The organism is Galbibacter orientalis DSM 19592 (assembly GCF_000260115.1).
Lineage (GTDB): Bacteria > Bacteroidota > Bacteroidia > Flavobacteriales > Flavobacteriaceae > Galbibacter > Galbibacter orientalis.
Window position 1 is genome coordinate 2308656 of the sequence record NZ_JH651379.1, and the last position, 12523, is coordinate 2321178.

Sequence of the window (12523 nt, forward strand, 5' to 3'; positions counted from 1 at the left end):
AGGAAATTTAATTTATTAAAAATCAATATTTTATTCGATTAAAACCTTATGATTATCTCAAAGAAAATGCTAGTTTTTTGGATAAAAAACTATGAATTAGATACCTATTTTAACAAAAGTATATAGGCTTATTCTTACTTTTATTTTCAACAAAAATTAAATCAACTACATCGGGGTAGCCCATAGGATTTCCAAACGAAACAATCTTATTTCGGCGCAGAGTTCTTCAACTCCGGACAGGCTCTAGGGAATAAAACCCTTTATGAGGGATTAATTAATATTCAAAAGTACCGTATGTACTTTTTATGGTAAGTTTTTTAGTTTCTGAAGCTTCTACTCTACCTATTATCTGTGCCTCTACATTGAAAGATTTAGAAATAGCTATTATATCTTGCGCAATACTTTCGTCTACATACAACTCCATTCTATGTCCACAATTAAAAACTTGATACATTTCCTTCCAAGAAGTTTTAGACTGCTCTTGAATTAATTTAAAAAGAGGTGGCACATCAAACATAGTGTCTTTTACAACGTGTACATTATCTACAAAATGAAGTATTTTAGTCTGCGCTCCTCCACTACAGTGAACCATTCCATTAATTTTTTCTGAAGAATAGGTATTTAATATTTTCTGAATTATTGGCGCATAGGTTCTTGTTGGAGATAGCACTAATTTTCCTGCATCTATTGGAGAATTCTCTACTTTATCTGTCAACTTTACTTTTCCAGAATACACTAATTCAGAAGGAACAGCATGATCAAAACTCTCAGGAAATTTTTCAGCCAAATACTTATCAAAAACATCATGGCGAGCAGATGTGAGTCCGTTACTCCCCATTCCACCATTATATTCGGTTTCATAGGTAGCCTGACCAAAAGATGCTAAACCTACAATTACATTTCCAGGTTTAATATTTGCGTTATCAATTACATCGCTACGTTTCATCCGTGCTGTTACGGTAGAATCTACAATAATAGTACGTACTAAATCTCCTACATCGGCAGTTTCACCTCCAGTAGAATGAATTTCAACACCAAATTTTTTCAATTCAGCAATTAGCTCTTCGGTTCCATTTATGATAGCAGAAATAACTTCTCCAGGAATTAAATTTTTATTTCTCCCGATAGTTGAAGAAAGCATAATGTTTTGAGTAGCTCCAACACAAAGAAGGTCGTCTATATTCATAATCAACGCATCTTGAGCAATTCCTTTCCAAACGGAAACATCTCCAGTTTCCTTCCAATACATATATGCTAAAGAGGATTTTGTACCTGCCCCATCGGCATGCATAATAATACAATGGTCGTTACTTCCCGTAAGATAATCGGGTACGATTTTACAAAAGGCCTGTGGAAATAATCCTTTATCTACATTTTTTATAGCGTTATGAACATCTTCTTTAGATGCTGAAACACCTCTTTGTGCATACCTTTTGCTAATCTCTGAACTCATGTATCAATATTTTGTGCAAAAATAGCCTATTAATAAAAAGCACACAAACAAAAGTTGTATGTTCTAGCCTGTAAAATTTCTAAGCTGTTAATATTGTTGAATTGCTAAACTGTGAAAATTTTCAAATTAGCAGTTTTGCGTTTTCACAGTTTAGCCCTTTTAAAAACTCCTTTATCTTGTAAATAACAACTCTCTATACTTTGTTAACGGCCAGATATTATCTTCCACCAACAATTCTAATTTATCACAATGGTAGCGTATTTGTTCAAAATAAGGCAATACTTTATTACAATATGCTTCCGCTTTTAACTGTGCTTTTTCTAACTTATTAGCGCTTTTACGCTCCTCAATCATAAATTTAACTTTAGAATTTATTTCTGAAATATGATTAGAAATTTCTTCAATTAAATCTATTTGCTCTGGAGCTAATTTTTTAAAATCGCTTCCAAAGACCTCTTTTAATCCTTTTACATTCTGAATTAATGTATTTTGATATTTAATAGCGGTTGGAATAACATGATTTCTAGCGATATCTCCTAAAACACGACCTTCAATTTGCACTTTATGCGCATACTCTTCTAATTCAATTTCTTGACGCGCTATTATTTCTACAGAATTCATCACCCCCATTTCTTCATATAAATCGATTGCTTTTTTAGAAACCACTGCTTTTAGTGCCTGTGGGGTATTTTTATTATTACTAAGTCCACGCTTCTCAGCTTCCTTTTCCCAAGCCTCGCTATAACCATCTCCTTCAAATCTAATTTTCTTAGAAGCTTTGATATATTCTCTCAATACATTAAAAATAGCCTCATCCTTCTTCAATCCTTTTTTATCAATCAAACCATCAACCTCTTTTTTAAACTCTTTTAACTGTTTTGCTACAATTGTATTTAAAACCGTCATTGGTTTAGCGCAATTAGATTTTGAACCAACCGCTCTAAATTCAAATTTATTTCCTGTAAAAGCAAAAGAAGAAGTCCGGTTTCTATCGGTATTATCTAAAAGAATTTCAGGAATTTTTCCAACTACATTCAGTTTTAAATCTGTTTTTTCTTGAGGTGATAACTTCCCTTTAGAAACATCTTCCAATTCATCTAAAACCTTTGTTAACTGAGAACCAATAAATACTGAAATAATTGCTGGCGGTGCTTCTCCTGCTCCCAAACGATGATCGTTTGTAGCTGAAGCCACCGAAGCTCTAATAAGCTCTTCGTTATCATGAACTGCTTTTATTGTATTAATAAAAAATGTAAGAAACTGAAGATTTTTTGTAGGTGTAGTCCCTGGACTTAATAGGTTTATTCCATTATTTGTTGCCAACGACCAGTTGTTATGTTTTCCAGAACCATTAACTCCCACGAAAGGTTTTTCATGAAAAAGCACTTTAAAATTATGCTTATCGGCAGTTTTATCCATTAAATCCATTATAAGAGAATTATGATCTACCGCTAAATTAGCTTCTTCAAAAAGTGGCGCTAATTCAAACTGATTTGGTGCTACTTCATTATGACGTGTTTTTACTGGAATTCCCAATTTAACACAATCGTTTTCCAATTCTCTCATAAAATTAAGCACTCTATCTGGAATTGAACCAAAGTAATGATCGTCTAATTGCTGACCTTTAGCTGGCGAATGCCCCAAAAGCGTTCTTCCTGCCAAAACAATATCTGGTCTTGAATATGCTAATGCCTTATCTATTAAGAAATACTCTTGCTCCCAACCTAAAGTTGCATTTACCTTAGAAACACTTTTATCAAAATAGCGAGCAACCTCTGTAGCGGCATTATCTACCGCTTGTAAAGCTCTTAAAAGTGGCGCTTTATTATCTAAAGCCTCCCCAGTGTAGGAAACAAAAACAGTAGGAATACATAATGTTGTACCATAAACAAAAGCTGGAGAAGTTGGATCCCAAGCTGTATAACCACGAGCTTCAAAAGTATTTCTAATTCCACCATGCGGAAAACTAGAAGCATCTGGCTCTTGCTGCACTAATTGATCGCCTCCAAATTTTTCTACCGCCTGAGAACTATTTATAGGCTCAAAAAAAGAATCATGTTTTTCTGCAGTAGCTCCAGTAAGTGGCTGAAACCAATGTGTATAATGAGTTGCTCCTTTAGTAATTGCCCAATTTTTCATTGCCGATGCAATCTCATCTGCCAACTTCCTATCAATTTTCAAGCCGCCTTCTATAGCAGAAATTACATTATTGTACGCCTCCTTAGACATAACTTGACGCATTACCATTTCATTAAAAACATTGGTTCCAAATATTTCAGAACGTTTACTAGTTACTTCAACTGGTAAAGGTTTGCGTTCAAAAGTTTTATTAATTGCCTTAAATCTAATTGTTGACATATTGCTTCGTTATAAAAAAGTTGATTTTAAATTCTAAATGTTTGATAAATAACAAAAGTGCTATTTAAGCTTTTTATTCGATACCTTTAAGTAAATAAAATATTAAATTATTATTAACAAATTTCAGGATATTTATATAAAAAAGAAAATACCCCCTACAAAAATAGGGTATTAATAAAAATAGCAAACTTTTTTCAAAAATACCCCTTTAATTTTCGGGACAAGAAACAAAATACCATATTTTTGTCTACGAGTAAAGTTCAATTAAAAATTATTATAAGAAATGAGCAAGGCTAAACTTGAGTACATTTGGTTAGATGGATATTTTCCAACCCAAAACATGAGAAGTAAAACTAAAGTTGAAGATAATTTCAGCGGTAAACTAGAAGATTGTCCAATTTGGTCATTCGATGGTTCTTCTACAAAACAAGCAGAAGGAGGTTCTTCTGACTGTTTATTAAAGCCTGTTTCTATTTTCCCAGATCCAGCAAGAAGAAATGGATACTTGGTAATGGCAGAGGTTCTAAATGCCGATGGTACGCCACATGAAACCAACTCGAGAGCTACAATTGATGATGAAAATGATGAAGATTTCTGGTTTGGTTTCGAACAAGAGTACTTTATTATGGATGCTAAAACACAACTTCCATTAGGATTCCCTGTTGGAGGTTACCCTGGTCCACAAGGATTATATTACTGTTCGGTTGGTGGTTTAAACACTCACGGAAGAGAAGTTGTTGAAAGACACGCAGATTTATGTATCGACGCAGGATTAAACTTTGAAGGAATTAACCAAGAGGTTGCATGCGGACAGTGGGAATACCAAATTTTCGCCAAAGGAGGTAAAAGAGCTGGAGACGAAATCTGGATTTCTCGTTATTTATTAGATAGATTATGTGAAGAATATGGTTACTATATTGAATACCATCCAAAACCAGTTAAAGGAGATTGGAATGGTTCTGGTATGCACGCTAACTTCTCTAATACATTATTGAGAACTTGTGGTTCTAAAGATGTTTACGATAAAGTTTGTGAAGCTTTTAGACCAGTAACTAAAGAACATATTGCTGTTTATGGTGAGTTTAACGACGAGCGTTTAACTGGAAAACATGAAACTGCTTCTATTACCGATTTTAGTTATGGGGTTTCTGATAGAGGAGCTTCTATCCGTATTCCAATTATTACAGTAGAAAAAGGATACAAAGGATGGTTAGAAGATAGACGTCCTGCTTCTAATGCAGATCCATACAAAGTTGCTTCAAGAATTATTGAAACAGTGAAAGACGTAAAAGCCTAAACACTTTTAAGATTTAATATATAAAAATGCTGTCTATTTTAGGCAGCATTTTTTTTGTTCTTTTATAGAACACCATAAAAATAGGTCAATAACCACTAGAAGAAAACTAAAAAAACGGTTCGATATAGCCGTTAAAACAGCAAAACTATTACATCCTACAACCTTGTAAATCAGATACTTAATCTAAAGTATAGTCCAGACAAAAATACCGTATAGCCCTAATAAAATTATTCCATCACGCCAACCTAATCGTAATCCTCTTGGCAAAAAAACCAATGGTAGGATAATAAATGAGATTCCTAACATCCAATAAATATCGTTAGTAAGTAAGCCCTTATCGTTAATTATAATTGGTTGAATAATTGAAGTAACTCCAAGAACCGCCAAAATATTGAACATATTAGAACCTATTAAGTTTCCTAAAGAGATAGCTTTTTCCTTTTTCATTACTGCTATTATAGAAGCTGCCAATTCGGGCACACTTGTTCCTATAGAAACTACCGTTACCGCTATTACCCTTTTACTTACTCCATAAAATTCGGCCATTCCAACTGCTCCGCTAATTAGTAATTCCGAACCTCCCCATAAGCAGACTCCTCCTAAACCTAAGAGAATCCCTGTTTTTAAAACCGATAAAGGCGCTTCCTCCTTTACCTCCAATTCCTCCACAACTGCAGGTTTTTGAACTTTTAAAAGGTAGATTAAAAAAATTATTAGAAAGAGCACTAGGATAATCCCTTCATAGCGCTGTAGAGAATTGTCAAAAGCTACAAAACCAAATAACACACAAGAAGAAATCATCATTACTGGCCAATCGGTTTTATAAAAGCTTCGTTCCACTTGTATAGGAGATAAAATAATAGTTACGGCCAAAACCAATCCTAAATTTGCCACATTAGAACCAACCACATTTCCCATTGCTAAATCTGGAAAACCATTTAAAGCCGATTTTACACTTACAATTAATTCTGGAGCTGATGTGGCAAATGAAACCACCGTCATTCCGATTACTATTTTAGGAATATTAAGTCGTAAAGAAATACTAACTGCCGACTTTAACAACCAATTTCCTCCTAATATCAATAAGATTAATCCAGAAACAATAAAGAGTAAATTCATATAAAAAATTCTTACAAAGTATTTTGCTAAACAAAGATACTTCTTCCTTTAGCAAAACATAACAGTATTTATAAATTACCAACAACAAAAACAATAAACAACTACAATAATAGTTTATTAACTATTTTTATAGTTGTATAACTAAAATAATAGTTATATATTCGTTTCAACTTAAAAGAAATAAATTTCTACTCATGCAAAAGCTAACAAATAAAGAAGAAGAAATTATGAAGATTTTATGGAAGCTTGACAAAGCTTTTGTAAAAGAAGTTCAAGCAGAAATAAGGGAAGATAAACCCCATTACAACACCCTTTCTACTATTATTAGAAATTTAGAAGAAAAAGGATACGTAGCACATAATGCTTTTGGAAATACACATCAATACTACCCTATTATAAAAAAGGAAGCCTACCGAAAAAGATTTGTATCGACAGCAGTTGAAGATTATTTCAACAACTCCTATAAAAACATTGTTTCGTTTTTTGCTGATGAAAAAAAGATTAGCGTTGCAGAATTAAAAGAAATTATAGAACAAATAGAAAAAAATAACTAATGGAAGTTTTCTTTATACATCTCATTAAATCGTCTGGGATTTTGGTATTATTCTGGGCAGTTTACCACCTATTTTTAAAAAAAGAAACTTTTTTTAATTCAACTAGATGGTTTTTAAATTTTGGATTAATTGCCTCCATCGTTATCCCTTTTATTTATTTTAAAACTATAAATATTATTGAAGTTCCTACAACCACTCCTACTTCTCTACCTACAATAACAAATGAAACAGCACAAGAAATTTCTGTAGCCAGTAAATTACTAACTTATGCTTTCTATGGATATCTATTAGGAATATTATTTTTTAGCACTAAGCTATTAATTCAATTAGCTTCATTATATCGGTTTATAAAAAAAGGAACTCTCAAGAAAGGTAATTTTAACTATGTGCTAACAAACGAAAATATGAGTCCGTTTTCATTCTTCAACTATATAGTTTACAATCCAAACATATATAAAGAGAAGGAATTAGAAGCCATTCTAACCCATGAGCAAATTCATGCAAAGCAGCACCATTCTATTGATGTTATTTTTCTTCATATATACACCATTGTATTCTGGATAAACCCAATTGCTTGGTTGTATAAAAAGGAACACACTCAAAACTTAGAGTATATAACAGATCTACATACTTCTAATAAACTCAATACCCAAAAAGAATATCAATATTTACTATTGAAGCAATTAAACGGAATGCAATATTCCATCATCAATCCATTTTATAATTCATTAATCAAAAAACGAATCGTTATGTTACAAAAACAAAAATCACACAAAAAGAACCTTTGGAAGTACAGTTTAATCCTCCCGTTATTAGCTGGTTTTATGATGCTTTTTAGCTTTAAAACAGTTACTAAGTTTAATCATTTAAATGAAAACACTACCAATCAATACGTAATTACAAAACAAACAACAGATAATGAGCTTGAAGAATTAAAAAATAAAGTCCAAAAACAGGGCAATAAATTAATCTATAGTAATCTTAAACGTAATTCGTCTGGATTAATAAAAAATATTAAGATTAAGTATATTGTAGGAAGCATAAAAGCAGGACCAACGGAATTCAGTAAAGAAGAAGGGATTGGTAATTTATATTTCGGAACAAACAACAACACTGTTTATTTAGATATTGAAAAGTCCACAGACAATAACCTACTAACAGAACAGCCCAAAAGCAAACAATTAAATGATCCTATGTATGTGGTAGACGGTAAAATAATGCCGAAAGATTTTGATGTAAAGTCAATTGACCCAGAAAGTATTTATAGCATGAATGTTATAAAAGGAGAGAGTGCTATTGAAAAATACGGTGAAAAAGGTAGAAATGGAGTTGTAGAAATATTCTTAAAAGTTAGTGACCAAATAAACTTAAACAGTAGTGATAGTAAAAATAGTTTTAAAATATCTTCAACTACAATAGATCAAAAAGAAAAGCCACTTTATGTTTTAGATGGCAAAATTCTCCATGAAGATTTTGATATAAATACGATTGATCCTTCCACAATTAATCATATTAATGTACTCAAAGATGCTAAAGCTACTAAAAAATATGGAGATGAAGGTAAAAATGGAGTAATTGAGATTGTTTTGGAAACTAATACTAGTGAAGCAAAGAATAAAAGTACTTCAATTCAATTTAAAAAAATTGACCCCAATCAATTAATTATCCTTGATGGAAAAGAAATAAGTCATGAAGAATACTCCAAAATAGATCGAGAAGAAATTAGAGCTTTTATCATTCTTAAAGATGGAGATGCCGTTGAAAAATATGGTGAAAAAGGTAAAAATGGAGTAATAATAATTCAAACTAAAGGAAGTTCAAAAAATAGTTTTTAAATTTAATACATCGTATAGCTTATATTAGCTCATTGCATTTATAGAAAAGCAATGAGCTATTTTTTTGAGTAAGGATTCTAACGGCTAGTTTTCGGTATACTTTTACTGATTTTTTATCAAAAAAAATAAAGAAAAACTTGATTACGGAGCAAAATCCGCCACAAGAGATAAACGACTATACTCCCGATAATTATCTCTATATTTTTTACCTTTACAAGAAAAATAACTATATGAAAAAGAAATTTTTTAAACTGTTAGCAAGAATAAATAAGTTAATCCTCCCTTCTTTTACAAAAAAAGAACTGGATTTGGCAAAAGCGAGTAAATTCCAATTAGCTATTATTGGCTGGCGTGCCTATGTTACCAAAAATGCTTTGGACTAATAAGTTATAACCGCTTTTACTTCATGATTTTTCAATTTTTCTCTTCCAGAGAGGAAAGATAATTCCATTAAAAAATTACACTGCACCACTTCTCCACCTAGTTTTTCCACTAATTTACATACCGCTTCGGCAGTTCCACCAGTTGCTAAAACATCGTCATGGATTAGAACTTTATCTCCTTTTTTTATAGCATCGGTATGGATTTCTAACTTATCTTCTCCATATTCTAAAGCATATATTTGTGAAGTAGTTTCTGCTGGCAACTTATTTGGTTTTCTAACTGGCACAAAACCACATGTTAGCTTTTGAGCCAATAATGTCCCGAAGAAAAAGCCCCTACTTTCAATTCCAACTACAACATCTATTTTTTTACCCTCTATTTTTTTATACAACTCATCCACCGCCAAATGGGTTGCTTTAGTACTCAATAACAGTGGTGTAATGTCTTTAAACAAAATCCCTTGCTTTGGAAAGTCTTGTATATCACGAATGTAATCTGAGAGCTGCATAGGTTGTGCTTTTTTTAATTTTAGCTAATAATACAATAAAAATAACTTAATCTTAAAATTAAAATATTCTGTCGTAAAATTATTTCGTATAACTACTGTTTATTCTTACTTTTAGCCAAATCTAAGCTACTAATTCACAGATATCTAAAATTTGAAAGTTCTAAAATTCTTCATACTTACTTTAGGATTGCTCTTAAGCAATCAATTATTAGCGCAAAAAGAGTCCGCTTATTGGTATTTTGGCGAAAGAGCAGGTTTAAATTTTAACACAGAACCTCCCACTCCTTTAACAAATGGACAATTAAACTCTAGAGAAGGATGCGCTGCTATTTCTGACACTAATGGAAGTTTACTTTTTTATACAGATGGAATATCTGTTTGGGACAGAAACCATACTGAGATGCCTAATGGTTATGCTCTTTTAGGAGATAAATCGAGTACACAATCTGCTATTATTATACCTAATCCTGTTAGAAGAGGTTTATATTATATTTTTACGGTTGATGAGCCTGGCAAACTTCAAGCTGACGCTGGCGATACAATTGAAGGAATTAACTATTCAGAAGTAGATATGACATTAAATGGAGGTTATGGAGATGTTATTACTGGTAAAAAGAATATTCATTTAATAACTTATGATACTAACGATGCTATACAAAGGGAATTTAAAGCTTCAGAAAAAATAACTGCTGTTACTAATAACGATGGGACTGCCATTTGGGTAATTACTCAATTTGTAAATAAGTTTTACGCTTTTAAAGTTGATGCAAACGGAGTGAATAGCAATCCTGTAATCTCTACAGTACAACAAACTGTTAACCCAAGATTATATCCTGATGGTGCTAGCAAAGGAGCTAATCCTACGGCTATAGGTTACCTAAAAGTATCTCCTAACGGAAAAAAGTTAGCAATTGCTCACACTTCTACCAATTTAGGCAACCCGCGAACTGGGCTAAGAAAAAATGGAAAAGTATTATTATACAACTTTGATAATGCTTCAGGTATGGTAAGCAATCAAGAAACTTTATTAGATAATGAGTACCCATACGGAGTTGAGTTTTCTCCAAACTCTAAGGTCTTGTATATTACTTCCTCTATTTTTAATTCTAATGATCTATTTGAAAGGGGCTTACTTTACCAATACAATTTGGAAAGTAACAATATAGCAAATAGTAAAACAATAATAGATAATTCATCTACAATAACTGGAGCATTACAATTAGCCCTAAATGGAAAAATATACAGAACATCTTATCAATTAAACGATAAAAGAACAAAACTCTCTGTAATTAATACCCCAAATCAATTAGGAACTACGTGTGATTATAAACCCGATTATACAGATTTAAATGGCCGGGTAACTGGACAAGGATTGCCAGCTTTTATCCAATCTATTTTCTACTATTCTTTTGATTATGAAAATACCTGTTTAGGAGATACTACTGAATTTACAATTACTTCTGAAGACCCATATACAAGTGTAGAATGGGATTTTGGAGATGGCTCAAATACTAGTACAGTCGAAAACCCAACTCATCAATATACCAACCCTGGCACCTATACGGTATCTCTCCAATTATATACAAATGGAGTAGCATACGACCCACTTATTAAACAGGTTACTATTTCTGAAGCTCCAAATGTATATAGCGGAACATTCCCTTTTACGCAATGCGACTCTTTTGATAATAATCCAAATGACGGTATTGCTACATTTAATTTAAATAATACAATTCCAGACATTACCTTAAACACTACACAATTTGTGAATGCTAATTTCTATTTAAGTGCCACAGATGCTGATGCTGATGTAGATAATACAGATTATATCGATCCTATTTATAGGAATATTACCATGAACCAAATTGTATATGCTAAAGTATACGGAACAAACCCAGAATGTTATGAAATAGTCCCCATTGAATTGCAAACAAATGCTGCAACTCCAATAACAGCTCCAGATCAATATGGTTGTGATTATGAGAATGATGGTATCGCTATTTTTGATATCTCATCTATAAGGTCAAATATTGTAAGTAATATTGGACAGTCAGGAGTTATTGTTACCTTACACGAGCATCCTCAAGATGCTGCTATTGGAATCAATCCAATTCCTGACAATTATGAGTCTTCTAATACAACAGTATACATTAGAGCTGTTGATGGAAATTCATGCTATGGTGGTGGGTCGATTGAGCTGATTACTAAACCATTCCCTCTTATTGAAGATAAAGAAAGTATAGCTTGCGCACAAAACTTCCCTGTCATTATCAGCTCTGGCATAAGTACTACATACGCCTCACAATACAATTACCTTTGGAATACTGGAGAAACAACAAATATTATAAGCGCTAACGCTCCAGGTGTCTACCAATTAACAGTTACCGACCCAATAGTAGGCTGTAGTCAATCTATAAATGTAACGGTAAATGAAGTTGAAGTCCCAGTAATTGAGGAAATTAAAATTGATGATAAAAATATTGAGGTTATAGTAAATTCTAATAATGGAGAGGTCGAATACGCTGTAGATAATGAGTTTAGCAATTATCAAGAATCCAATTCTTTTGCAAATTTACCTCCAGGTGAACATACGCTATATGTTAAAGACACATATAATTGTACAACGGTTTCTCAAGATTTTGCTATAATTGGTTTCCCTAAATTCTTCACTCCTAATAATGATACTATAAATGATTCTTGGAATTTGAGTGGCTTAAATCCATCTCTTTATAACCAAGCTTCTTATGTTTCAATTTATAACAGGTACGGTAAATTAATATGTGCTTTTGATCCTTTAAAATCAATAGGATGGGATGGAAAGTATAATGGAAAACTATTACCTCCAGATGATTACTGGTATTATTTTAAACTTCCCGATGGGAAAGAATACAAAGGTCACTTTACTCTAAAATTATAATTTTCTTACAATAGTTTACAATTTTATCTTTCATGTTTTGTAATAAAAAAACAATTATCATTTAGATTTTTTTATTACATTTATAGAATAATAATTAC

9 protein-coding genes are annotated in these 12523 nt (G+C 32.1%); 5 read left to right on the forward strand and 4 right to left on the reverse strand.

The genetic code is table 11. The features are described 5' to 3' along the window. Positions 1 to 274: 274 nt before the first annotated feature. Positions 275 to 1453 carry an AIR synthase related protein gene (locus JOOMADRAFT_RS10200; protein ID WP_008613063.1) on the reverse strand — a complete coding sequence of 393 codons (1179 nt, stop codon included), beginning with the start codon at positions 1451 to 1453 and terminating at the stop codon, positions 275 to 277. 171 nt (positions 1454 to 1624) lie between these two features. Then, on the reverse strand, positions 1625 to 3811 hold the full coding sequence (locus tag JOOMADRAFT_RS10205) for a glutamine synthetase III family protein (RefSeq protein WP_008613065.1): 2187 nt from the start codon (positions 3809 to 3811) through the stop codon (positions 1625 to 1627). A 283-nt stretch (positions 3812 to 4094) separates the two neighbouring features. Between JOOMADRAFT_RS10205 and JOOMADRAFT_RS10210 the strand changes: the two genes are divergently transcribed. Further along, complete coding sequence (locus JOOMADRAFT_RS10210) at positions 4095 to 5108, forward strand: glutamine synthetase beta-grasp domain-containing protein (RefSeq protein WP_008613066.1); 1014 nt, start codon at positions 4095 to 4097, stop codon at positions 5106 to 5108. Between the two features lie 183 nt (positions 5109 to 5291). Here the strand turns inward: JOOMADRAFT_RS10210 and JOOMADRAFT_RS10215 are convergent, their stop codons facing one another. Continuing rightward, entirely contained in the window at positions 5292 to 6227 is a 936-nt protein-coding gene (locus JOOMADRAFT_RS10215; RefSeq protein WP_008613068.1) for a calcium/sodium antiporter, read from the reverse strand. A 194-nt stretch (positions 6228 to 6421) separates the two neighbouring features. On the opposite strand from JOOMADRAFT_RS10215, the gene JOOMADRAFT_RS10220 reads away from it, so the two are divergent. The 3 genes from JOOMADRAFT_RS10220 (at position 6422) to JOOMADRAFT_RS10230 (ending at position 8999) form a co-directional block, all read left to right on the forward strand. Continuing rightward, complete coding sequence (locus JOOMADRAFT_RS10220; RefSeq protein WP_008613075.1) at positions 6422 to 6781, forward strand: BlaI/MecI/CopY family transcriptional regulator; 360 nt, start codon at positions 6422 to 6424, stop codon at positions 6779 to 6781. Beyond that, positions 6781 to 8616 (forward strand): M56 family metallopeptidase, encoded by a 1836-nt coding sequence (locus JOOMADRAFT_RS10225; RefSeq protein WP_008613076.1) that lies wholly within the window; start codon positions 6781 to 6783, stop codon positions 8614 to 8616. Before JOOMADRAFT_RS10220 ends, JOOMADRAFT_RS10225 begins: the two co-directional genes overlap by 1 nt. Before the next feature lie 230 nt (positions 8617 to 8846). Further along, positions 8847 to 8999: a hypothetical protein gene (locus tag JOOMADRAFT_RS10230; protein WP_040880028.1), complete on the forward strand. Its 153-nt coding sequence runs from the start codon at positions 8847 to 8849 to the stop codon at positions 8997 to 8999. Here JOOMADRAFT_RS10230 and JOOMADRAFT_RS10235 read toward each other — a convergent pair. Continuing rightward, positions 8996 to 9508 carry an adenine phosphoribosyltransferase gene (locus JOOMADRAFT_RS10235; protein WP_008613078.1) on the reverse strand — a complete coding sequence of 171 codons (513 nt, stop codon included), beginning with the start codon at positions 9506 to 9508 and terminating at the stop codon, positions 8996 to 8998. The two genes, JOOMADRAFT_RS10230 and JOOMADRAFT_RS10235, sit on opposite strands and share 4 nt — an antisense overlap. A gap of 151 nt (positions 9509 to 9659) precedes the next feature. On the opposite strand from JOOMADRAFT_RS10235, the gene JOOMADRAFT_RS10240 reads away from it, so the two are divergent. Next, positions 9660 to 12425 carry a T9SS type B sorting domain-containing protein gene (locus JOOMADRAFT_RS10240; protein WP_008613079.1) on the forward strand — a complete coding sequence of 922 codons (2766 nt, stop codon included), beginning with the start codon at positions 9660 to 9662 and terminating at the stop codon, positions 12423 to 12425. Positions 12426 to 12523: the final 98 nt, after the last annotated feature.

Coding starts and splice junctions, on each gene's coding strand:
- JOOMADRAFT_RS10225 (WP_008613076.1), top strand. CDS start 6,781: ATGGAAGTTTTCTTTATACATCTCATTAAATCGTCTGGGATTTTGGTA.
- JOOMADRAFT_RS10215 (WP_008613068.1), bottom strand. CDS start 6,227: ATGAATTTACTCTTTATTGTTTCTGGATTAATCTTATTGATATTAGGA.
- JOOMADRAFT_RS10205 (WP_008613065.1), bottom strand. CDS start 3,811: ATGTCAACAATTAGATTTAAGGCAATTAATAAAACTTTTGAACGCAAA.
- JOOMADRAFT_RS10235 (WP_008613078.1), bottom strand. CDS start 9,508: ATGCAGCTCTCAGATTACATTCGTGATATACAAGACTTTCCAAAGCAA.
- JOOMADRAFT_RS10200 (WP_008613063.1), bottom strand. CDS start 1,453: ATGAGTTCAGAGATTAGCAAAAGGTATGCACAAAGAGGTGTTTCAGCA.
- JOOMADRAFT_RS10210 (WP_008613066.1), top strand. CDS start 4,095: ATGAGCAAGGCTAAACTTGAGTACATTTGGTTAGATGGATATTTTCCA.
- JOOMADRAFT_RS10230 (WP_040880028.1), top strand. CDS start 8,847: ATGAAAAAGAAATTTTTTAAACTGTTAGCAAGAATAAATAAGTTAATC.
- JOOMADRAFT_RS10220 (WP_008613075.1), top strand. CDS start 6,422: ATGCAAAAGCTAACAAATAAAGAAGAAGAAATTATGAAGATTTTATGG.